Below are 23,325 nucleotides of genomic sequence, written 5' to 3'. Positions count from 1 at the left end.
AGGACCTGCCCGGCACCCATAGGATTTGCGTAGAAATGCCCTGAATAGCTTGATTCTACTGGCCCGATTCACTGGGAGAATCCATATGCCAGGCGCTATCTACGCCGAAGGTCTGGTCAAGACCTTCGGCGACGTACGGGCTCTCGACGGCGTGGACCTCGACGTTCCCGAAGGCACCGTCCTGGGTCTGCTCGGCCCGAACGGTGCGGGCAAGACCACGACCGTACGCGTCCTGACCACGCTCCTGCGGCCCGACAGCGGCAAGGCCGTCGTCGCCGGCGTGGACGTGCTCAGGCACCCCAACGAAGTCCGCCGCGCCATCGGCCTCTCCGGCCAGTTCGCGGCCGTCGACGAGTACCTGACCGGCCGCGAGAACCTCCAGATGGTCGGCCAGCTCTACCAGATGAAGGCCAGGGCGGCCAAAGCCCGGGCCACCGAACTCCTCGAACGCTTCAACCTCTCCGACGCCGCGGACCGCACGGCCAAGACGTACTCCGGCGGCATGCGCAGGCGCCTGGACCTCGCGGCCGCCCTCGTCGTCAGCCCGCCCGTGATGTTCATGGACGAGCCGACCACCGGGCTCGACCCCCGCAACCGCCAGCAGCTGTGGGGCATCATCCAGGAACTGGTCGCCGGCGGCACCACCCTGCTCCTCACCACCCAGTACCTGGAGGAGGCCGACCACCTCGCGCACGACATCTGCGTGGTCGACCACGGCAAGGTCATCGCCCGCGGCACCTCCGACCAGCTCAAGGCCCGTACCGGCGGCGAGCGCGTGGAGGTCGTCGTCCACGAGCGGCAGCACATCACCACCGCGCGCGAGGTGCTCGCCGGCTTCGGCAAGGGCGAGGCCACGGTCGAGGAGCACACCCGCAAACTGACCGTGCCCGTCTCCGGCGGCGCCAAGCTGCTCGCCGAGGTCATCCGCGAACTCGACGGCCGGGGCATCGAGATCGACGACATAGGCCTGCGCCGCCCCACCCTCGACGACGTGTTCATCTCCCTGACCGGGCACGCCGCCGAACGGGACGCCGACGAGAACGGCGACGAGAGCGGCGACGCGCCGGCCGGTCCCGGGACCAAGGGCCGCAAGGCGGCCCGCAAGGAGGCGGCGAAGTGACCCTCACCTCCCCGACCCCGGGCGCCTCCCCGAACCGCGAACTCGCGGCGCCGCGTCCGCGCGGCGGTGCCGTCCAGAGCGTGAACGACTCCCTCGTGATCGCCAAGCGCAACCTGATCCGGATGTCCCGGATCCCCGAGATGATCATCTTCGGTGTGATCCAGCCGGTCATGTTCGTCGTCTTGTTCAGCTACGTCTTCGGCGGCTCGATCAGCGTCGGCGGCAGCACCTCACCCGCCGCCTACCGCGAGTTCCTGATGGCCGGCATCTTCGCCCAGACCGTCACCTTCGCCACCGCCGGCGCGGGCGCGGGCATCGCGGACGACATGCACAAGGGCCTGATCGACCGCTTCCGCTCCCTGCCCATGGCGCGCGGCGCGGTCCTCACCGGCCGCACCCTCGCCGACCTCGTCCAGACCACGTTCACCCTGATCATCCTGGCGATCGTGGCCCTCCTCGTCGGCTGGCGCACCCACACCAGCCTCGGCGAGGTCCTCGCCGGCTTCGGCCTGCTGCTCCTGCTCGGCTACGCCTTCTCCTGGATCGGCGCCCTGATCGGGCTGTCGGTGCGCACCCCCGAAGCGGCCACCTCGGGCGGGCTGATCTGGCTCTTCCCGCTGACGTTCATCTCGAACGCCTTCGTCCCCGCCGAGAACATGCCGCCCTTCCTGCGCACCATCGCGGAGTGGAACCCGTTCAGCGCCACCGTGCAGGCGGCCCGCGAGCTCTTCGGGAACCTTCCGGAGGGCTATCCGGTCCCGGACGCCTGGCCCATGCAGCACCCGATCACGGCGTCCATCCTCTGGTCGGTGCTGATCGTCGTGGTCTTCCGGTCCCTGTCGGTGCGCAAGTACCGCTCGGCGACCGCGTAGGGCCCGTACGGGCGCTGGACGCCGGACGCCGGACGCGGGGACGCCGGCACGCCGGACGCCCGTACCGACAGCAACGCGCGATGCCCGGCCGGAAGGGTCCGGCCGGGCATCGCGCGTTGTCGGTCAGGTCAGGAAGAAAACGGTGACCGAGGGTGATCAGCCGGTGAAGGGCTTGACGTCCAGGATCTTGACCGAGGCCTTCTTGCCGTTCGGCAGCTCGTACTCGGCGTCCTCGCCGATCGCCTTGCCCAGCACGCCGCTGCCCAGCGGGGACTGGGGGGAGTACGTCTCGAAGTCCGAGGACGCGTACTCGCGCGAGGCGAGCAGGAACTCCATGGTGTCGTCCTCGTCGCCGTCGAAGGCGATCTTGACGAGCGTGCCGGGGGCCACCACGCCGTCGGACGCGGGCGCGGTGCCGACCTTGGCGTTCTCCAGGAGCTGCGTGAGCTGGCGGACCCGGAGCTCCTGCTTGCCCTGCTCTTCCTTCGCCGCGTGGTAACCACCGTTCTCACGCAGGTCGCCCTCCTCGCGGGCGGCTGCGATCTTCGTGGCGATCTCCGTGCGGGCGGGACCAGAGAGGTAGTCCAGCTCCGCCTTCAGCTGGTCGTACGCCGCCTGGGTCAGCCAGGTGACGCTTTCGCTCGTCTGGGTCACGGGTGCTCCTCGTCGGTACAGGGGACTACTGGCCGCCAGCGGCGGACGAAACCACGAGCCTAACAATTCGGGAAGAAAAGGGGGAGGACCCCAGAGGCTCATTGCCTCGTGGGACGCGACTTCAATCCTCTTCCGGACCTCGTCGGATCCCTTCGGATCTCGTCGGATCTCAGCGGGCGGAAGGCGCCGGCTGGCAGCCGATCAGCTCGATCATCGTCGCCCGGCTCGTGGTCTTCAGGGTGACGATCTCGTCCACCCGAGACCGGTTCTGCGCGAAGGTGAAGTCCGCGCGGCCCACCTCGGCGTGTTCCTTGTCCTGGGAGCTCAGGGAACAGACCCCGGTGGCGGAGGACTCCTTGCGGACCTCCAGGTGCACCTTCACCTCGGTGTCCGAAATCACCTGGAACTTGATCACTTCGGCGCTCACGCTCTGTCCCGCTACGTAGCCCCAGCCGATCCAGCCGATCACGCCCAGCAGCGCCACACCCAGCAGCGATCCGATGATCTTGAGCTTCCGGTCCGTACGCTCGTCCGCCGATCGGCCGTACCGGCCCTCGGGCAGTCCCTCGCGCACCGCGCTCATGATCGTTCCTCTCGCCGGGGACGGCTGGGTCACCCCTGGAATTTTCCGCCCCCCGGTTCGGTCACTATAGGAGCTGAGTGTCGCGCCGAATCGCAGAGGATCCTGTTTTGACCGAGCAGCTTCGACTGATGGCCGTCCACGCCCACCCCGACGACGAGTCGAGCAAGGGCGCGGCCACCATGGCCAAGTACGTGTCCGAGGGGATTCCCGTGCTGGTCGTCACCTGCACCGGTGGCGAGCGCGGCTCGGTCCTGAACCCCAAGCTCCAGGGCGACAAGTACATCGAGGAGAACATCCACGAGGTCCGCGCCAAGGAGATGGACGAGGCGCGCGACATCCTCGGCATCGAGCAGGAATGGCTCGGCTACGTGGACTCCGGCCTCCCCGAGGGCGACCCGCTGCCGCCGCTGCCCGAGGGCTGCTTCGCGCTCGCGGACGTCCACGAGGCCGCCGGCGAGCTGGTGAAGAAGATCCGCGCCTTCAAGCCGCAGGTCATCACGACCTACGACGAGAACGGGGGCTACCCGCACCCCGACCACATCATGACCCACACGATCTCCATGCTGGCCTTCGAGAGCGCGGCCGACACCGAGAAGTACCCGGAGGGCGAGTACGGCCCGGCCTACCAGCCGCAGAAGCTGTACTACAACCAGGGCTTCAACAAGCCGCGCACCATCGCCCTCCACGAGGCGCTGCTCGCGCGCGGCATGGAGTCCCCGTACGGGGAGTGGCTGGAGCGGTGGAAGGAGTTCGAGCGCAAGGAGCGGACCCTGACCACGCACGTGCCCTGCGCCGACTTCTTCGAGATCCGTGACAAGGCGCTCATCGCGCACGCCACCCAGATCGACCCGGACGGCGGCTGGTTCCGCGTCCCGATGGACATCCAGAAGGAGGTCTGGCCCACGGAGGAGTACGAGCTCGCCAAGTCGCTCGTCGACACTTCCCTCCCCGAGTCCGACCTCTTCGCGGGCATCCGGGAGAATGCGTAGCTATGAGCGCTACGCAGGCAGCACTGACCCAGCTCCTTCCGCTGGCGGGTGACACCTTCGACAAGAACAAGGTGACGCCCGGCCTCCTCGGCTTCATCGTGTTCGCGGCCCTCGCCGTCGGCGTGTGGGCCCTGATGAAGTCCATGAACCGGCACATGGGCCGCGTGAACTTCGAGGAGGCCCCGGAGCCGGCCGCCCCGGCCGCCTCCGGCGCGGACGGCACCCGGGCCCCGTAGGGCCGGCACGGTCCGGCAGGGCCTCGGCGTGCCGCCGCCTCCGGCGCGGATGGCGCCGGGGGCCCGTAGGGATGGCCGGCGGGACCTTGGCGTGCATGCTGCCGCGCGGGCTGCTTGCGGCGCGGACGGCACCGGGGCCGTAGGGCCGGTCCGGCAGGACGTTCGGGTGCGCGCCGCCGCGCCGGCTGCCTCCGGACTGGGGTCGGAACTGGCCCGCAGGACCTTCGCGTGCGTGCCCCCGCCCCGACCGGGAAACCGGTGGGGCGGGGGCTTCGCACGTGCGCGATTCCGGCGCGAGCCGGCTGCCGGGTCCGCCGCGGTGCGCTTTCCGCCGCTTCCCCCACCTCAGCCCCACCTCAGCCCCACCTCAGCCCCGCTTCCGGCCTTCCGGCCTTCCGGCCTTCCGGCCTTCCGGCCTTCCGGCCTTCCGGCCTTCCGGCCTTCCGGCCCGGTGGCCTTCGGCTTCGGCCGGGCTCCGGCTTTCGCCGGCCGTTTGCGGCCTTGCCGCCGCCCGCTTCCGGTCGCTGGGGGCCGCCGCGGAGCCGCCCCGCCTCTGGGGCGCCGACGCCCCGCGTCAGGCCCGCGGGACCCCCATGACCTCCCGCGAGTGCAGGTTCGGGACCAGGCCGAGCCGCCACGCCTGCCAGCCCTCCGCCGGATCCACGCCTCGGCCCAGGACCACCCCGTAGGTCTCCAGGCAGTCCTCCAGCCGGCCGTCCCGCGCCGGATGCGGCGCCTGCGCCAGGCGCTCCAGCTCCGCCCGCGCTTCCTCCGGCGCCGCCGGCACCGCGTACGGCAGCATCGTGCACCGCAGGAACCGCGCCCAGTCCTCCCCGCGCCGGTCCCCGTACGCGATGAACAGCCGCACCGCCTCCTCGCACAGCCCCAGCGCCTGCGACAGCCGGCCGTTGCCCGCGTCGATCACCGCCAGCTCCAGACACGTCCACGCCTCGCCGTGCGCCAGTCCGATCCGCCGGAAATCCGCCCGAGCGTCGACCAGCAGCTGACGGGCGAAGCCGGAGTTCCGCAGGTTGCCGGTCTGCGCCGCCCGCTGGTCCCGCGTCACCCGGCCCGAATGGTGGCGGGCGTACGCGAGCCCGTACACGTCCCGCATCCGCGAGAACATCGTCCGCGCCCGTTCCAGCTCCCGCACCGCCTCGTCGCGATCGCCGCCCACCTCCAGCGCCTGCCCGAGGTAGTACTGCGTCCACGCCTCCCCCCGCGCGTCCTCCGCCTCCCGGTGCCGCGCCAGCGCCTCCCGCAGCCCGTCCACCGCCGGCCCCGGATCCCCGTCCACCACCCGGGCCCGGCCCAGCTGCGTCAGGGCCCAGGCCTCACCGCGGTCGTCGCGGGTCCGCCCGTACAGGTCCAGGGCCAGCCGCAGCTCGACCTCCGCCCGCTCCACGTCCCCGAACCGCAGGTGCACCTGACCCAGCTGGAAGTGCGCCCACGCCTCCCCGTGCACGCTCTCGCTCTCCCGGTGCAGGGCCAGGGAGGTCTCCAGCAGCCGCGCCGCCTCCGCCAACCGCGCCCGGTCCCGCTCCACCGCCGCCAGCGCGTGCAGCCCCCACGCCCGGTCACCCGCCAGCTCCGGCGGCTCCTGCAGCACCAGCGCCTCCAGGATGCGGACCGCCGCCTCCGGAAGATTGCCCTGGTGGTGCAACGTGATCCCGAGCGAGACCAGCGCCATCGCGGCCGCCGCCTCCTGATCGGCCTCCATGTACTGGTCCACCACCGAGGCCAGCGTGGTGCGGGCCTTGTCCAGCTCGCCCAGCTGGCGCGCCGCGATGCCCGTACGCCACTGCACCGACCGCACCAGCCGCCCCTGCTGCCCCTTCAGCCCGTTCTGGCCCGCCGCCACCACCTGCGTCAGCTCATCGATCTCACCCAGCCGGTACAGGTCCCCGCGCAGCAGACAGAAATCGCACAGCGCACCCAGCAGATCCAGTACCGCCTGCTGATCCACCCCCTCCGAATGCCGCAGCGCCGCCGTGATGAAGCTCGACTCGTCGTCCAGCCAGCGCAGCGCCGCGTCCAGCGAGGTGAAACCGTGCCCCCCGACGGGCCCCTTGAGGAACGTGTTCGCCCGCGTCGACATCTTCCCGTCGACCATCCGGATCACCGAGTCCGCGAGCCGCGCGTAATCGCGGATCAGCCGCTCGTGCGCCGCCGCGGCCTGCGCCCGGTCCTCGTCCGCCGCCGACCGCGCCGCCGCGTACGCACGCACCGCGTCGTGCATCCGGAACCGCTGGCCGCGCACCCGCTCGATCAGACCGGCCTCCCACAGCTCCTCCAGCGTGCGCAGCGCCGCCGCCTCCGGTACGTCCGCCAGCGCGGCCGCCGCCGCACCACCCAGCGACGCCCGCCCGGCCAGCGGCAACCGCCGCAGCAGCTGCCGGGCCGGCTCGGCCAGCCGTGCGTCCGCCGCCCGCAGCGCCGCCTCCACCGGGTGCGCCGCCTCGCCGTCGGCCAGGGCCCGGCCCCCGCCCGCCAGCGGAGCCAGCAGCCGCAGGGCGAGCGGCAGCCCGCCGCTCAGCTCCACCACCGCGGCCACGTCCTCCTCCGCCAGCCCCGCCAGCCCCGCCACGCCCGGCTGCGGCGCCCGGAGCAGCTCCGCCCCCTCCTGCGGAGCCAACCGATCCACCGGCAGCTGGTACACCCACGCCGCCAGATCCGCCGGCAGCTCCAACGGCTCCCGTGCCGTCACCAGGACCAGGCTCTCGGAACGCTCCGGAACCAGCATCCGCACCTGCGCCGCGTCCACCGCGTCGTCCAGCAGCACCGTCACCGGCAGCCCCTGCAGGTGCTGGTGGTACAGCTCGCCCAGGCGCCGCACCTGCTGCTCCGCCGACGCGCCCTCGCGGAACAGCAACTGCTCGCGGGGCGCCCCCAGCCGGTTCATCAGGTGCAGCAGCGCCTCCCGGGTGGCCAGCGGCGCCTCCCCGGACGCCTCCCCGGCCGAACCGCCCCGCAGGTCCACCACGCACGCGCCCCGGAACTGGTCCCGCAGACCGTGCGCCGCCCGCAGCGCCAGCGCCGTACGGCCCACCCCCGGCTCACCGTGCAGCACCACCACCACCGGCCGGGTCTCCGTACTGGCCCGGGCCGCCTGCACCCACTGCGCGATCCGCGTCAGCTCGGACCGCCGCCCCACGAACACCTCCGCCGGAGCCGGCAGCTGCCCGAAGGAATGCTCCAGCGCATTGCGCCGCCGCGCCTCCGCGCTGCGGTCCGTACCCCGCAACCGCGGAGCGGGCCGCGCCGCCGGCCGGGCCGCGGCGGGCCGGGCCGCCCGGGCCGCCGCGGCCACCGCACGCTGCTGCTCCAGGAACGGCCGTATCCCGCGCACCTCCAGCGCCGACAGCCACTGCAGCCTCAACTGTTCCGGCCCGCCCGGCCGGCCCCGCTCCCCGGCCCGCCGGTTCGCGGCCGGCAGGTGCAGCGCCGTCACCTTCACCACCGTCGCCACCGCCCCGGAGATCCCCACCACGGCCCCCGCGGTCAGCGCCGTACCGGCCGCGACACCCAGCGACAGGTCCGCGCCCACGGCCGTGGCCGCCGCAACCGCCGTCACCAGCAACGCCGTGGAATGGTCGCCCCGCCGGAAGGCCTCGCCGAGCGACTGGTCCCCGGCCGCCGACTCGTCCAGAGCCCGCACGTACGCCTCGTACTCCGGCGCCGCACTCGCGGCGAGCGCGTCCAACGCCTCCCGGCCCCGAGCCAGCAGCGTCGCCCGGTCGATGCCCGCACCCGGTCCCCGCTGCGCCGCGTCGTCCACGGCCCGCTCCAACAGCCGCTCGGCCTCACCGCGATGGCTGTCCCGCATCGGCATCCCCCTCAGAGAGCTCCGGCAACGAGCCCCAAGTGTCCTGCGGGACTCCGCCGAGCGCGAGGGAATCTGAGCTAGTTCAGAGGGAACTGCGCACTCTCTCCTACAGTCGGGTCGGAATCAGTCAACTGGCATATCCGGAGGGCAATATGACGCTGCATCGCTTACGTCTGGCGCTGGTGTCCACCCTGTGCGCGACGGTGCTGCTGCCGGCGCTGTCCGGATGCGAACCCCCGCCGCCCGCAGGGGGATTCGCACCCCGCCACGAGGAGCCGGCCGAAGCCGACCGCGACAGCGCCGACTTCCTGCGGCGGTGGAAGCTCCTCGAGCTCGTCACCGCCGACCTCAACGCCTACCTCGACGTCCCCGACCGGATCACGGTCGTCGCCCGCTCCTGCGCGGGCGAGGGCAGCGGCTACGACCCCGCGACCCAGCGGATCGAGCTCTGCTACGACGACCTGACGGAGGACCGGAAACTGTTCGAGGAGGCCGACCGCCGCCCGGCGGACGAACCCCTCTCCGAGGTCGTCCGGGAGACCCTCCACCACGAGGCGGGCCACGCCCTCGTCGACGCCCTCGACCTCCCCGTACGCGACGGGGGCCGCGCCGAGGAGGACGCCGCCGACCGCTTCGCCCAGCTGATGCTCCTACGCGCCCCGGAGGGCGACCACGCCCTGCTGACCGCCGCCCGCGCCTACGACCTCGCGGCCGCGGCCGACCCCGCCCCGGCCCCCGACGACGAACACGCCCCGGACCCGGCCCGCGCGGAATCCCACCGCTGCGCGGCCTACGGCCACGACCCGGCCCGCCACCCGGACCTCGCAACCCCGGCGCGCGCGAACTGCCCCCGAACCTGGACCACCACCCGCGACACCTGGACCCACGACCTGACCCCGCTCCTGCGCCGCTGACGCCCGGCACGCAGGAGTCCGGCCGGTGAGTGGCCTCTCCGGCCGGCGGGGTCTATCGCGATTCAGGTGTTTCTGGGCGGCCTGGCGGCCGAGAAGCTGATCGCGCGTTACAACGCCGACGGCATGGCCCAGACCGTGTCGGGCCCGTCCTGGTACACCGCCGAGGCCCCGTACAGCCCCTTCGCCCCGCCCCCGGCTGCATAACATGGCCGAATGATCGACTTCTCCCAGGCTTCTTCGGCCGATCTCCTCAAGGCCCTGAAGCAGGGCACGGACGGAGTGCGGTCCGTGGAAGCAGCCGTCTGGCTGCTGGAACGGCACGGCGTCTGGCTGCAGGACCCGCGGCTGCGGCCCTACGTCGACGGCGGGGGCGAGGACGACGGCACCGTGTGGGCCGGCCTGCCCTTCCGGCGCGTCGGGGACGCGATCGAAGCGGGCGCGTTCGGCGAGGAGTGGGACGAGGACATCGCGGTGCTGAGGATCGTCCTCAGCCTGTGGGGGAACTACCCCATCTCGCTCCGCTACACCTGCGAGTACCTCTCCGAGGGGAGCCTCGGCCTGGTGGCGAAGGCCCTGTTCCTCGCCAGCGGCTACGACGAGCCGCACCAGCTGTCCTGAGGCGCTTGCGGCAGGATGGGCCCATGCCGAACCGCCTCGCGAACGAGACCTCGCCGTACCTGCTGCAGCACGCGGACAATCCCGTCGACTGGTGGCCCTGGTCGCCGGAGGCCTTCGCGGAGGCGCGGGAGCGGGGGGTGCCCGTCCTGCTCAGCGTCGGGTACAGCAGCTGCCACTGGTGTCACGTCCTCGCGCACGAGTCCTTCGAGGACGAGACGGTTGCCGCCTACATGAACGAGCACTTCGTCAACATCAAGGTGGACCGCGAGGAGCGCCCCGACGTCGACGCCGTCTACATGGAAGCGGTGCAGGCCGCCACCGGGCAGGGTGGCTGGCCCATGACCGTCTTCATGACCGCCGACGCCGAGCCCTTCTACTTCGGGACGTACTTCCCGCCCGAGCCCCGGCAGGGGATGCCCTCCTTCATGCAGGTGCTCGAAGGGGTGCGGACCGCCTGGGTGGGGCGCCCCGAGGAGGTCGCCGAGGTCGCGCAGCGGATCGTACGCGACCTGGCCGGGCGGGAGTTGGACTACGGGAAGGCCGGGACGCCCGGGCCCGAAGAGCTCGCGCGGGCATTGCTCGGGCTGACGCGGGAGTACGACGCAGCGCACGGCGGATTCGGCGGGGCGCCGAAGTTCCCGCCGTCCATGGTGCTGGAGTTCCTGCTGCGCCACCACGCGCGCACCGGGTCCGAGGGTGCGCTCCAGATGGCCGCAGACACGTGCGAGACGATGGCGCGCGGCGGGATCTACGACCAGCTCGGAGGCGGGTTCGCGCGGTACTCCGTGGATCGGGAGTGGGTGATTCCGCATTTCGAGAAGATGCTCTACGACAACGCGCTGCTCTGCCGGGTGTACGCGCACTTGTGGCGTGCCACCGGGTCCGATCTCGCGCGCCGGGTCGCGCTGGAGACCGCCGATTTCATGGTCCGGGAGCTGCGCACCGATCAGGGCGGCTTCGCCTCCGCGCTCGACGCCGACAGCGAGGATCCGCTGACCGGGGAGCACGTGGAGGGGGCCTACTACGCCTGGACGCCCGCCCAGTTGCGCGAGGCGCTGGGGGAGGCCGACGGGGATCTGGCCGCCCTGTGCTTCGGGGTGACCGAGGAGGGGACCTTCGAGCACGGGACGTCCGTGCTGCAGCTGCCCCAGGACGGGCCCGCGGTGGAGGCGGACAGGCTCGCCGGGATCAAGGAGCGGCTGCTGGCCGCGCGGGGTCGGCGGCCCGCGCCCGGGCGGGACGACAAGATCGTCGCCGCGTGGAACGGGCTGGCGATCGCCGCACTCGCCGAGTGCGGGGCGTACTTCGAGCGGCCCGACCTGGTGGAGCGGGCGACCGAGGCGGCCGATCTGCTGGTGCGCGTGCACATGGACGGCCGGGCACGGCTGTCGCGCACCAGCAAGGACGGGCGGGTCGGCAGCAACGACGGGGTGCTGGAGGACTACGGGGATGTGGCGGAGGGCTTCCTCGCGCTGGCGTCCGTGACCGGCGAGGGGGTCTGGCTGGAGTTCGCCGGGTTCCTCGTCGACCTGGTCCTGGACCGGTTCACCGCCGAGGACGGGTCGCTGTACGACACGGCGCACGACGCCGAGAAGCTCATCCGCAGGCCGCAGGATCCGACGGACACGGCCGCCCCGTCGGGGTGGACGGCCGCCGCGGGCGCGTTGCTCTCGTACGCGGCGCACACCGGATCGCAGGCGCACCGTACGGCGGCGGAGCGGGCGCTCGGGGTGGTGCACGCGCTCGGGCCGCGGGTGCCGCGCTTCATCGGGCACGGGCTGTCGGTGGCCGAGGCGCTCCTCGACGGGCCGCGCGAGGTGGCGGTCGTCGGCCATCCGGAGGATCCGGCGCTGGCGCTGCTGCACCGGACCGCGTTGCTGGGGACGGCTCCCGGGGCGGTGGTGGCGGTCGGTCTGCCGCGTGCGGCGGACGGCGACGGTGGCGAGTTCCCCCTTCTTGCCGAGCGCACACTCGTGCGCGACCTTCCGACGGCGTATGTGTGTCGACATTTCGTCTGCGCGCGGCCTACGACGGATCCGGTCGAGTTGGCCGAGCAGTTGGGCGTGATTCGCCCCTGAAGCTACCGGAGTACCGTCAATTCCGGTTGCGCACACATGAGTTGAGAAACGGGCTCTTTATCTGCGATGCAGCTGAGTGTCATGTTCACTGCCTAATCTCTTAGCTTCGGGAGTCACCGAGACGGCGCACTGGGGGGTGCGCGCAAGGGGGAAGCGGGGGCGGCGGGCCGGGGGGCCCGCCGTGAGCCCCCGGGGGGTTTGCTGATCGCCGCCGGGGGGCGGCGGGTCTGTGGGGGGCCTTTTGTACACGTCTGTGTTCATTGCTGTCATTTCCCTGGCGCTCTTCTGGATGGCCGCGTTCACGCTCTGGTGGCAGATGCACGCGTGGCGGACCCCCGAGGTGCTCGCCTCCACGCGGTTCGACCGCCCCGACGGGGAGGGCCGCCTCGCGTTCTCGCTGCTGCTGCCCGCCCGCCACGAGCAGGCGGTCCTGGAGCACACCATCGACCGGCTGCTGGAGTCGAGCCACACCGACTACGAGATCATCGTGATCGTCGGACACGACGACCCCGGGACGGCCGCCGTCGCCGAACGGGCCGCCGCCCGCGCGCCGGCCCGCGTCCGGGTCGTGGTCGACCACCACGAGACGAAGAACAAGCCGAAGGCCCTCAACACCGCCCTCCCGTCCTGCCGCGGTGACATCGTCGGAGTCTTCGACGCCGAGGACCAGGTCCACCCCGAGCTGCTCGCCCACGTCGACCACGCCTTCCGCTCCACCGGTGCCGACGTCGTCCAGGGCGGGGTCCAGCTGATCAACTTCCACTCCAGCTGGTACAGCCTGCGCAACTGCCTGGAGTACTTCTTCTGGTTCCGCTCCCGGCTGCACCTGCACGCCGAGAAGGGCTTCATCCCGCTCGGCGGCAACACCGTCTTCGTGCGCACCGAGGTGTTGCGCGAGGCCGGCGGCTGGGACCAGAACTGCCTCGCCGAGGACTGCGACCTCGGGGTGCGGTTGTCGTCGGTCGGCAAGAAGGTGGTCGTCGCCTACGACTCCGACATGGTCACCCGCGAGGAGACGCCGGGCTCGCTGGTGAGCCTGCTCAAGCAGCGCACCCGCTGGAACCAGGGGTTCCTTCAGGTGTACCGGAAGAAGGACTGGCAGCAGCTGCCCGGGCGCGGCCAGCGCTGGCTGGCCCGCTACACGCTGATGACGCCCTTCATGCAGGCCGCGTCCGGAGTGATCATTCCGCTCAACTTCGCCGTCGCGGTCCTCCTCGACGTGCCCGTCGGCATCGCGATCATCACCTTCCTCCCCATGATCACGGCGATGGTGACCTTCGTGTTCGAGATCGTCGGCCTGCACGACTTCGGCCGCCAGTACGGTCTGCGCGTCCGCCTCGTGCACTACGTCAAGCTCGTCGTCGGCGGCCCGTTCTACCAGGTGATGCTCGCGGGGGCCGCGATCCGTGCGGTCTGGCGCGAGCAGCGCGGCCGCAACGAGTGGGAGCTGACCAGCCACACCGGCGCCCACCTGACCGCGACCGCGACCGCCACCGCGACTCCGACCGCCGCCGGCGCGCCCGCGTACGCCACCGCGCCCGTCCCCGCCACCGCCGCACCCGGTGTCGTCTCCGCCTCCACCGCGATCCGAGAGGACAGCCGCCAGTGACCGCCACCCTGCCCACGGCCACTGATCCCCAGCCAGAGACCCGCACCGGTCCGGACCGGCGGACGCCCGTCGCAGGCGGCCTCGGGGTGCGCCCGGCCGCGCCCGCCCGGCCGCTCGTGCGCTTCCGCTCCTCCCGTCCCGACCTGCTGCTGTGCGGCGCACTGCTGCTGGTGATCGTGCTGGTCCAAGGCTGGAACATCACGAACTTCCCGACCCTGAGCGACGACGAGGGCACCTACCTCGCGCAGGCCTGGGCCGTCCAGCAGGGCGACGGCCTCGCCCACTACACGTACTGGTACGACCATCCGCCGCTCGGCTGGATCCAGATCGCGGGCCTGACGTACCTGCCGTCGCTCTTCGTGCCCGACTGGATGACCGTCGCGCCGATGAGGTTCTCGATGCTCGCCGTCTCCGCCGCCTCCTCCGTGCTGCTGTACGTCCTGGCGCGCCGGCTGTGGCTGCCGCGCTGGGCGGCCGGGCTCGCGATGGCCCTCTTCGGGCTGTCGCCGCTCTCCGTGGTCCTCCAGCGGGAGATCTTCCTCGACAACCTCGCCGTGATGTGGATGCTGCTGGCCTTCTGCCTCGCCGCGTCCCCGAGCCGCCACCTGTGGCACCACTTCGGCTCCGGACTGGCGGCCGCCACCGCCGTCCTGACCAAGGAGACGATGCTGGTGGTGCTCCCGGCCCTGCTGGTGACGATGTGGCGCCACAGCCACCGCGACACCCGCAAGTTCGCGGTCACCGGAGCGATCACCGCCTGCGCGCTGATCGGGCTGTCGTACCCGCTGTACGCCCTGCTCAACGGCGAACTGCTGCCCGGCTCCGGGCACGTGTCGCTCATCGACGGCATCACCTACCAGATGGGCCGCGAGGGCTCCGGCTTCATCCTCACCCCCGGCTCCGGCTCGAACGGCGTGTTCCGGTCCTGGCTCTACTACGACACCGTCCTGCCGCTCGGCGGGCTGGCCGGCGCCGTCCTGCTGCTGGCCACCGTCCGCTGGTCGGTCACCGCCCGCGCGCTGGCCGGCCCCGCGCTCGCCGCCGTGATCCTCGCCGCCGTCGCGATGCGGCCCTCCGGCTACCTGCCGGCGATGTACGTGATCCAGGCGCTGCCGTTCCTCGCGCTCGTCCTCGCCGGGGGCGCGGCCAGCACCACGCACGCCGTGCTGCGCCGCCGCCGGGGTCCGGGCGAGGCCCGGTCGCGGGTGTGGGCGCGGTGGGCGCTGCTCGGCGTACTCGCGGCGTCGGCCGCGGTGTACGTGCTGCCGCGCTGGTACGACGGCAACCGCACCGCGCTGACGGTGGACGCGAACGCCCCGTACCGGCAGGCCGCGGCCTGGCTCGACAGCGAGGTCGCCGATCCGGAGAACACGCGGGTGCTGCTGGACGACGCGCTCTGGCTGGACGCGGTGCACCACGGCTTCGAGCCCGGCCTCGGCGCGATCTGGTTCTACAAGGCGGACCTCGACCCGGCCGTCACCAAGACCCTGCCGCGGGGCTGGCAGGACATCGACTACGTGGTCTCCTCGCCCACCGTGCGCCGTGACGCGGTGAACCTGCCCCACGTGAAGGCGGCGCTGGAGCATTCGGCGGTGGTGGCGGTCTTCGGTTCGGGCGAGGACCGCATCGAGATACGCCGGACCGACCGAACGAGTGGGAGCTGAGCGCGCATGAGCGAGGACCTGTGGCCCCTCCGTGCCCCGATCGATGCGGACCTCACCCTTCCGCAGGCGGTGACCGGCAGCGTCACCCTCATCATCCCGACCTTCAACGAGGCGGGGAACATCACCGAGTTGCTGCGCCGGCTCGGTGACGCACTGCCCGACCCCACACACCTGCCCTGCGAGGTGCTGTTCGTGGACGACTCCACGGACGACACCCCGGCCGTCATCGAGAAGGCCGCAGCCGACCACCCCTTCCCGGTGTCCGTCCTGCACCGGGAGACGCCCGACGGCGGGCTCGGCGGCGCCGTCGTCGAAGGGGTCAAGCGCGCGGACACCGACTGGATCGTCGTCATGGACGCCGACCTCCAGCACCCGCCCCACCTGGTCCCCGAACTCGTCGGCGAGGGCGTGCGCACCGGCGCCGACCTCGTCGTCGCCTCCCGCTACATCAGCGGCGGCAGCCGGGCCGGACTCGCCGGGAGTTACCGCATCGCCGTCTCCCGCGCCGCGACCTGGCTGACGAAGGGGCTCTTCCCGCGCGCGCTGCGCGGGATCAGCGACCCGATGAGCGGCTTCTTCGCGATGCGCCGCTCCGTCGTCACCGCGGAGGCCCTCAAGCCGTTGGGCTACAAGATCCTGCTGGAGCTGGCGGTGCGCTGCCGTCCCGGCAAGGTCGCGGAGGTGCCGTTCGTCTTCCAGGAGCGCTATGCGGGGGAGTCGAAGTCCACCGCCCGCGAGGGCATGCGCTTCCTCGCCCACCTCGCCTCGCTGCGCTCGGCCGCCCCACTGGCCCGCATGATCGGCTTCGGGCTGATCGGGCTCTCCGGCTTCGTTCCGAACCTGGCCGCGCTCTGGCTGCTCACCGGTGCGGGGATGCACTACCTGCCGGCCGAGATCGTCGCCAACCAGGCGGGGGTCCTGTGGAACTTCCTGCTCATCGAGACCCTGCTCTTCCGCGACCGGCGCCGGCACCGGCACTGGGCGGACCGGGTCGGACGCTTCGCGCTGCTCGCCAACGCCGATCTGCTGCTGCGCATTCCGCTGATCGCGGTGTTCGTCGCCGAGCTCGGGATGGAGGTGCTGCCCGCCACCGCCCTCGCGCTGGTGACCACCTTCGTCCTGCGGTTCGCGGCCACCGAGGCACTCGTCTATCTGCCGCGCCACACCAGGAGTTGAGCCGCACAGAAAGGAACCTTTCCATGCGTCTGACGATCCGGCGGAGGGCGGGGCGGCGGGCCGCCCTGCTCGCCGTAGGGGCGATGACCGCGAGCCTGCTGCTCACCGCACCGCAGCAAGCCGCGGCCGGTCCGCCCAACCTGCTCTCCAACCCCGGTTTCGAGACCGCCGGCGCCGCCGGCTCCGACATGCCGTCCTGCTGGTCCAAGTCCGGCTGGGGCGACAACGACTTCACCTTCTCCACCGTCGCCGACGCGCACGGCGGCACCAAGGCGATGAAGGTCTCGCTCACCCGCCGCGTGAACGGCGACCGCAAGGCGCTGGTCACGGAGAACAGCACCTGTGCCCCGACCGTCACGCCGGGCAAGCAGTACGACCTGTCCGCCTGGTACAAGTCGAACACCCCGGACGTGTCGGTGACCGTCTTCCGCCGTGACACGACGGCGGGCTGGCAGTACTGGACCGACCTGCAGAACCCGCCCGTCAGTGCAGCCTGGGCGCGTACGGAGGTCCGTACGCCGGCCGTTCCGCCGGGCACCGACAAGATCGCGTGGGGTCTGTCGGTCTACGGGGTGGGCACGCTCACCACCGACGACTACGCGCTGGAGGAGGTGGGTGCCGTCCCGCCGCAGCCGGCCTGTTCGGGGACCGCGGAGGAGTGCGCCAAGGGCAAGTGGCAGGTCATTCCGGCGCAGAACCCGGTGCGTTCGATGCACGCGGTGGTTCTGAACGGGGGTACCTCCCAGGCCGGAGGCTCTGGGGGCGGCAAGGTGCTGCTGATCGCGGGCTCGGGCAACGACATCGCCCAGTTCAACGCGGGCACCTTCACCTCCGCCGTCTACGACCCGGCGAACGGCTCCTTCAAGACGATCCCGACCCCCGTCGACATGTTCTGCGCGGGCCACGTGCAGCTGGCGGACGGCCGGGTGTTGGTGATGAGCGGCAACAAGGGGTACCCGTCGGCCGACGGCTCGATCGGCTACCAGGGGCTGAAGGACTCGTACACCTTCGACCCGACCACCGAGAAGTACACGAAGACGAACGACATGAACGGCGGGCACTGGTACCCGTCGGCGACGATCCTCGGCAACGGTGACGTGATCTCCTTCGGCGGGCTGAAGGAGGACTCCACGGGCAACGTGACGGCGGAGAAGTTCTCGGCGGCGCAGAACAAGTGGCTGCCGATGAACCAGGTCAACCAGACCTGGTCGTACTGGGGCCTGTACCCGTCGATGATCCTGATGCAGGACGGGCGGCTCTTCTACTCGGGCAGCCACACCTTCGGCAACGGCACCCCGGGCACCGGAGCCTCGATCTACGACTACGACGCCAACACCATCACCGACGTGCCGGGCCTGCGGAACAAGGACGAGCGGGACGAGTCGGCGAGCGTCCTGCTGCCCCCGGCCCAGGACCAGCGGGTGCTGACCATCGGCGGCGGCAACAACGAGCACAATCCGGCGGCCAACCGGCTCACCGACATCATCGACCTCAAGCAGCCCAGCCCCGCCTACACGGCCGGCCCGCCGATCCCGCAGGGCCTGGTCGACCAGGGCCAGGGCAAGCGGCCGCAGACCGGCGCCGAAGGCAAGATGTTCGTATCGGCGGTGCTGCTGCCGGACGGCAAGGTGCTGGAGACCGGCGGCGGACTGCACGACCGGGCCGACCCGGTCTTCGAAGCCTCCTTCTTCGACCCGACGACCAACACCTACCAGGCAGGTCTCGCCACCGACCCGATCCCGCGGACCTACCACTCGGCGTCGTTCCTGATGCCGGACGGCCGGGTCATGTCGGTCGGCGACAACCCGGGCAACGGGACGTACAACCACAACGTGTCGATCTACACCCCGCCCTACCTCTTCAAGGGCGCCCGCCCGCAGATCACTTCGGCGATCGACACGCAGTGGGTGTACGGGGACACGCAGCGGATCACCGTCAACCGGCCGGTCGCCAAGGCGGAGCTGATCCGTCCGGCGGCGGTCACCCACTCCTCGGACCCGAACCAGCGCTTCGTGGACCTGCCCATGACCGTCGTCAACGGCACCACCATCGACCTGAACGTCACGAGCAACCCCAACCTGGCGCCGCCCGGCTGGTACATGCTCTTCGCGGTCGACGCGAACGGCATCCCGTCGATCGCGACCTGGGTGCACCTGGGCGGCCCCTCCGCGCTGGCGGCCACCCAGGAGCAGCCCTCCGCGCACGAGCACACCTTCGCCGACCAGCTGGGCCCCGCCAAGGACAACCCGGCGAAGCGGGACTCCGCCCCGGTCGCGCCGAGCGCGGCCGGCTGCGACCGGCACTACGGCACGGCCAACGTGTGCGTACCGACCCGCTTCCCGGCCGAGGTGCAGGCGACGACGAAGGCCCGTTGCGACTGGCTGGCCTCCCACACGTACCCGAAGCGCCTCAAGGTCAACGGCAGCGATCCGCTGCGCCTGGACCCCGACCGGGACGGCTACGCCTGCTGAGGCCTGTCGTCGAAGTCCCGCGGGACCCGCGAAGGTCGGGGCCCGGCCGCGCACCGCGGCCGGGCCCCGACAAACGGGGCTGTCCGGACCAATCGGGCGGCGCGTGCGGGTGAGATTCCGGGGCAACGCGTGACCCCGGCAGTCCGGGGGCGCCACCTTCGTTCGCTGTGGACACCACTCACATCCCCGTCAGCGGGGAACACAGGGCACCGGAATCCGAGCGATGCGTCTGCGGCATCCTGCCCCCCTTCGTGCTCGAGAGACTGACCGAAGACGACGACCCCAGGGTCCGCGAGGCCGCCGAGAAGTCCCTCTCGATCGACGCCGAGCTCCGACAGAAGCGCAAGGACGCACCCAGAGAGGTGGAGGGGGCCGTCCCGGCGGGCGCGGCCGTCCTCCAGCGGACGGTCTTCGACACGCACAACACGAGTCGACTGCCCGGCGATCAGGTCAGGGCCGAGGGGGAGGACCCGGTGCTGGACGGCACGGTCAACCGGGCCTACAACATCCTCGGCCTCACCTTCACCTTCTTCGAGGAGGCGTACGGCCGTCGTTCGATCGACGACGCCAACCTGCCGCTGGACGCGACCGTCCACTACCGCCGCAAGTACAACAACGCCCTCTGGGACGGCCAATCCATGATCTTCGGCGACGGAGACGGCTTGGTCTGGAACGACTTCACGCTCGATCCCGCCGTCATCGCCCACGAGATGACCCACGGAATCACGCAGTTCACCGCGGACCTGGTCTACGAGGACCAGTCCGGCGCCCTCAACGAGTCGGTCTCCGACGTCTTCGGCAGCCTGGTCAAGCAGTTCGCCCGCGGCCAGACCGCGGAAGAGGCCGACTGGCTGATCGGTGCCGGCCTCTTCACCCCCCTGGTGCGGGGGCAGGCCCTGCGCTCCATGAGAGCGCCCGGTACCGCCTTCACCGACGACCGCGTCTGGCGGGGCGGGGATCCGCAGCCGGCCCACATGGACGGGTTCGTGAACACCGACCTCGACGCGGGCGGCGTCCACATCAACTCCGGCATCCCGAACCACGCCTTCTACCTGATCGCGACGGAGATCGGGGGCTTCGCCTGGGAGCGGGCGGGACAGATCTGGTACGACACCCTCACCTCCGGCGAGCTGCCCAAGCGCGCCACCTTCCGGCAGTTCGCCCAGGCCACGACCGAGGCCACGAAGAAGCGGTTCGGGCAGGGGCTGGAACTGGAGGCGGTCCTCAAGGCGTGGGCCCACGTCGGCGTGAACGGCAACAACCATGGCTGAGCCGTGCGCATCCGTGTGACGAGGAGCGGCGGCTTCGCCGGTTTCCCGGTCACGGCGGAGCTGGAGACGACGGGTCGGCCCGACGCGGCCGAGCTGGAGCGCCTCGCGACGGCGGTCCTCGCCCAGGCGGGGCCGGGGCCCGCCGGAGGCGTACCGGACGGCTATCGGTACTCCGTGACCGTGGACGACCGTACGGTCGAATTCGCCGACCCGAAGATCACTGAGGAACAGGAGGAGCTGGTCGAACGGGTCCTGCGGGACGGCGCGTAGCCGGGCCACCCGCATCCCGCATCCCGCATCCAGGTGCGCCGGTCCCCCGGCCGCCGGGATGCGGGATGCGGCCCGTCGTGGGACGACGGCATCACGAGGTGGACGGGCGGTGCGCCCCGGCCCGCGCCGCTCAGTGCTGGTACGCGGCGAGCGAGATGCCGACGTAGTGGGCCACGAAGGCCGCGAGGGTCAGCGAGTGGAAGACCTCGTGGAAGCCGAAGAACCGCGGGGAGGGGTTCGGGCGCTTCATGCCGTAGATGACCCCGCCCACGCTGTAGAGGAGGCCGCCGACGATCACCAGGACCAGGACGGCGATGCCGCCGGTGCGCATGAAGTCGGGCAGGAAGAAGACCGCCGCCCAGCCCATGGCGATGTAGCAGGGGGTGTAGAGCCAGCGCGGGGCGCCGACCCAGAAGACCCGGAAGGCGATGCCGGCGGCTGCCGCGATCCACACCGCCCACAGCAGGGTCCGCCCGGTGGAGGGCGGCAGCAGCAGGACGGTCAGCGGGGTGTAGGTGCCCGCGATGATCAGGAAGATGTTCGCGTGGTCGAGCCGTCGCAGGATGGCCTCGCCGCGCGGCCCCCAGGTGCCGCGGTGGTAGACCGCGCTGACGCCGAAGAGCAGGCAGGCGGTGAGGATGTACACGCCGCAGGCGACCCGTGCTTTCGTCGAGTCGGTGAAGGCCATCAGCACCAGGCCCGCGACGACCACGGCGGGGAACATCCCGAGGTGCAGCCAGCCGCGCATCAGCGGCTTCTCTTCCAGGGCGGTCTCCGCCGCCTCCAGGGCCTCGACTACCGGTGTGGCCTCGGCGGCCGGGACGGCGGCGGCATCAGAAGTCATGCGCGCCATGCTACCTACGGGTCCGTAGGTTTCCGTTAGTGGTCTTTACGGAAGATTGACGGACGTGGCAATGCTCACGTGAGAGGCCCTCTGGACATATGCGCACATCCACCGGATGATCAGATGAGTGCGGTCGACACCGGATGAGCGGAGCGCGAAGCGTCCGGGTCGCAGCCCCCACGGGGCCTACACCAAACAAACCCCTCAACAAGGAGCAATCGTGGCGCGCGACAACGCGGCTCCCACTTCCATCCCGACGACCCACCAGGAGCTGACCTCCTGGGTGGACGAGATCGCAGCCCTGACCCAGCCCGACCGAGTCGTCTGGTGCGACGGCTCCGAGGCCGAGTACGAGCGCCTGTGCGAGGAGCTCGTCGCCAAGGGAACGTTCAAGAAGCTCGACGAGACGAAGCGCCCGAACTCCTACTACGCCGCCTCCGACCCGTCCGACGTCGCGCGCGTCGAGGACCGGACCTTCATCTGCTCCGAGAAGGAGGAGGACGCGGGCCCGACCAACCACTGGAAGGCCCCTTCCGAGATGAAGGAGATCTTCGCGGGGGAGAAGGGCATCTTCCGCGGCTCCATGAAGGGCCGGACGATGTACGTCGTCCCGTTCTGCATGGGCCCCCTCGGCTCCGAGCTCTCCGCGATCGGCGTCGAGATCACCGACTCCGCCTACGTCGCCGTCGCCATGCGCACCATGACCCGCATGGGCAAGCCCGTCCTCGACGAGCTCGGCACCGACGGGTTCTTCGTCAAGGCCGTCCACACCCTCGGCGCTCCGCTCGCCGAGGGCGAGGCCGACGTGCCGTGGCCCTGCAACACCACCAAGTACATCTCGCACTTCCCGGAGACCCGCGAGATCTGGTCCTACGGATCCGGCTACGGCGGCAACGCCCTCCTCGGCAAGAAGTGCTACGCCCTGCGCATCGCGTCCGTCATGGCCCGCGACGAGGGCTGGCTCGCCGAGCACATGCTGATCCTCAAGCTCACCCCGCCGGCCGGCGAGGGCGAGACGAAGTACGTTGCCGCCGCCTTCCCGTCCGCCTGCGGCAAGACCAACCTCGCCATGCTGGAGCCCACGATCTCCGGCTGGACCGTCGAGACCATCGGCGACGACATCGCCTGGATGCGCTTCGGCGAGGACGGTCGCCTCTACGCGATCAACCCCGAGGCCGGCTTCTTCGGCGTCGCCCCCGGCACCGGCGAGCACACCAACGCCAACGCCATGAAGACCATGTACGCCAACACCGTCTTCACCAACGTCGCGCTCACCGACGACGGCGACGTGTGGTGGGAGGGCATGACCGAAGAGGCGCCCGCGCACCTCATCGACTGGAAGGGCAACGACTGGACTCCGGCCTCGGAGACCCCGGCCGCCCACCCCAACGCCCGCTTCGCCGTCCCGGCCTCGCAGTGCCCGACGATCGCCGCCGAGTGGGAGGACCCCAAGGGCGTCCCGATCTCCGCGATCCTCTTCGGCGGCCGCCGCGCCTCCGCCGTGCCGCTGGTCACCGAGTCCTTCGACTGGAACCACGGCGTCTTCATCGGCTCGAACATCGCCTCCGAGAAGACCGCCGCCGCCGAGGGCAAGGTCGGCGAACTGCGCCGCGACCCCTTCGCCATGCTGCCGTTCTGCGGCTACAACATGGGCGACTACATGGCCCACTGGGTCAAGGTCGGCGCCTCCGCGGACGCCGCCAAGCTCCCGAAGATCTACTACGTGAACTGGTTCCGCAAGAACGACGCGGGCAAGTTCGTGTGGCCCGGCTTCGGCGAGAACAGCCGCGTCCTGAAGTGGATCGTCGGCCGCCTCGACGGCACCGCCGAAGGCGTGGAGACCCCCATCGGCATCCTGCCGACCAAGGACTCCCTCGACCTCGACGGCCTGGACCTCCCGGCCGAGGACCTCGACTTCCTCCTCACCGTCGACAAGGAGGTCTGGCGCGAGGAGGCCGCCCTGGTCCCCGAGCACCTGAACACCTACGGCGACCACACTCCCAAGGAGCTGTGGGACCAGTACCACGCACTCGTGGAGCGCCTGGGCTGAGCCAGGACACGCCCTGAAGAAGGGCCGATGAACGTGGGAGCCCCCGACCAAGCGGCGCCCACCGCTGTGGGAGCCCCCGA

The 23,325-nt window shown here is 71.2% G+C and carries 19 protein-coding genes; 15 read left to right on the top strand and 4 right to left on the bottom strand.

Annotated features, from left to right (window positions below):
- Positions 1-85 precede the first annotated feature (85 nt).
- Together OG386_RS18020 and OG386_RS18015 are read left to right on the top strand one after the other, a co-directional pair.
- A complete protein-coding gene (locus OG386_RS18020; protein WP_328789018.1) occupies positions 86-1,120 on the top strand; it encodes an ATP-binding cassette domain-containing protein in 1,035 nt (344 codons plus the stop codon).
- Positions 1,117-1,992: an ABC transporter permease gene (locus tag OG386_RS18015; protein WP_327383576.1), complete on the top strand. Its 876-nt coding sequence runs from the start codon at positions 1,117-1,119 to the stop codon at positions 1,990-1,992. Before OG386_RS18020 ends, OG386_RS18015 begins: the two co-directional genes overlap by 4 nt.
- A gap of 156 nt (positions 1,993-2,148) precedes the next feature.
- On the opposite strand, the gene greA is transcribed toward OG386_RS18015, so the two are convergent.
- Complete coding sequence (greA, locus tag OG386_RS18010) at positions 2,149-2,646, bottom strand: transcription elongation factor GreA (RefSeq protein WP_030009952.1); 498 nt, start codon at positions 2,644-2,646, stop codon at positions 2,149-2,151.
- A gap of 169 nt (positions 2,647-2,815) precedes the next feature.
- Complete coding sequence (locus tag OG386_RS18005; protein ID WP_328789017.1) at positions 2,816-3,229, bottom strand: DUF4307 domain-containing protein; 414 nt, start codon at positions 3,227-3,229, stop codon at positions 2,816-2,818.
- Positions 3,230-3,336: 107 nt separating this feature from the next.
- Here OG386_RS18005 and mca point away from each other — a divergent pair, with 107 nt between their 5' ends.
- Positions 3,337-4,218, top strand: coding sequence for a mycothiol conjugate amidase Mca (gene mca, locus OG386_RS18000; RefSeq protein ID WP_328789016.1), 882 nt, complete (start codon positions 3,337-3,339; stop codon positions 4,216-4,218).
- A gap of 2 nt (positions 4,219-4,220) precedes the next feature.
- Entirely contained in the window at positions 4,221-4,454 is a 234-nt protein-coding gene (locus OG386_RS17995; protein ID WP_328789015.1) for a hypothetical protein, read from the top strand.
- Between the two features lie 574 nt (positions 4,455-5,028).
- Here the strand turns inward: OG386_RS17995 and OG386_RS17990 are convergent.
- A complete protein-coding gene (locus OG386_RS17990) occupies positions 5,029-8,280 on the bottom strand; it encodes a tetratricopeptide repeat protein (protein WP_328789014.1) in 3,252 nt (1,083 codons plus the stop codon).
- Positions 8,281-8,432: 152 nt separating this feature from the next.
- Between OG386_RS17990 and OG386_RS17985 the strand changes: the two genes are divergently transcribed.
- From OG386_RS17985 to OG386_RS17940, 10 genes are all read left to right on the top strand, one after another.
- The gene (locus OG386_RS17985; RefSeq protein WP_328789013.1) at positions 8,433-9,194 is read left to right on the top strand and encodes a DUF4344 domain-containing metallopeptidase; all 762 of its coding nucleotides are present in this window, start codon (positions 8,433-8,435) and stop codon (positions 9,192-9,194) included.
- 66 nt (positions 9,195-9,260) lie between these two features.
- Positions 9,261-9,398 carry a hypothetical protein gene (locus OG386_RS17980; protein ID WP_328789012.1) on the top strand — a complete coding sequence of 46 codons (138 nt, stop codon included), beginning with the start codon at positions 9,261-9,263 and terminating at the stop codon, positions 9,396-9,398.
- A gap of 9 nt (positions 9,399-9,407) precedes the next feature.
- A complete protein-coding gene (locus OG386_RS17975) occupies positions 9,408-9,812 on the top strand; it encodes a hypothetical protein (protein WP_328789011.1) in 405 nt (134 codons plus the stop codon).
- Positions 9,813-9,835: 23 nt separating this feature from the next.
- Positions 9,836-11,890 (top strand): thioredoxin domain-containing protein, encoded by a 2,055-nt coding sequence (locus tag OG386_RS17970; protein WP_328789010.1) that lies wholly within the window; start codon positions 9,836-9,838, stop codon positions 11,888-11,890.
- A gap of 241 nt (positions 11,891-12,131) precedes the next feature.
- Positions 12,132-13,499 (top strand): glycosyltransferase, encoded by a 1,368-nt coding sequence (locus OG386_RS17965; protein ID WP_328789009.1) that lies wholly within the window; start codon positions 12,132-12,134, stop codon positions 13,497-13,499.
- Positions 13,496-15,163 (top strand): ArnT family glycosyltransferase, encoded by a 1,668-nt coding sequence (locus OG386_RS17960; protein WP_443053177.1) that lies wholly within the window; start codon positions 13,496-13,498, stop codon positions 15,161-15,163. Before OG386_RS17965 ends, OG386_RS17960 begins: the two co-directional genes overlap by 4 nt.
- Positions 15,164-15,169: 6 nt before the next feature.
- Entirely contained in the window at positions 15,170-16,339 is a 1,170-nt protein-coding gene (locus OG386_RS17955) for a glycosyltransferase family 2 protein (RefSeq protein WP_328789008.1), read from the top strand.
- Positions 16,340-16,362: 23 nt separating this feature from the next.
- Complete coding sequence (locus OG386_RS17950; protein WP_328789007.1) at positions 16,363-18,810, top strand: galactose oxidase-like domain-containing protein; 2,448 nt, start codon at positions 16,363-16,365, stop codon at positions 18,808-18,810.
- Positions 18,811-19,061: 251 nt separating this feature from the next.
- Entirely contained in the window at positions 19,062-20,081 is a 1,020-nt protein-coding gene (locus OG386_RS17945; RefSeq protein ID WP_328789006.1) for a M4 family metallopeptidase, read from the top strand.
- A 3-nt stretch (positions 20,082-20,084) separates the two neighbouring features.
- Positions 20,085-20,351: a protealysin inhibitor emfourin gene (locus OG386_RS17940; protein WP_328789005.1), complete on the top strand. Its 267-nt coding sequence runs from the start codon at positions 20,085-20,087 to the stop codon at positions 20,349-20,351.
- 130 nt (positions 20,352-20,481) lie between these two features.
- Here OG386_RS17940 and trhA read toward each other — a convergent pair whose 3' ends face one another.
- Complete coding sequence (trhA, locus tag OG386_RS17935) at positions 20,482-21,195, bottom strand: PAQR family membrane homeostasis protein TrhA (protein WP_384830502.1); 714 nt, start codon at positions 21,193-21,195, stop codon at positions 20,482-20,484.
- Positions 21,196-21,415: 220 nt separating this feature from the next.
- Here trhA and OG386_RS17930 point away from each other — a divergent pair, with 220 nt between their 5' ends.
- The gene (locus OG386_RS17930; RefSeq protein WP_328789004.1) at positions 21,416-23,245 is read left to right on the top strand and encodes a phosphoenolpyruvate carboxykinase (GTP); all 1,830 of its coding nucleotides are present in this window, start codon (positions 21,416-21,418) and stop codon (positions 23,243-23,245) included.
- The last annotated feature ends 80 nt before the right edge of the window (positions 23,246-23,325 follow it).

This window comes from Streptomyces sp. NBC_00273, from assembly GCF_036178145.1.
Classification (GTDB): Bacteria; Actinomycetota; Actinomycetes; order Streptomycetales; family Streptomycetaceae; genus Streptomyces.
Note: the sequence above shows the minus strand (reverse complement) of the source record. Positions and strands in the feature narration are given on the sequence as shown.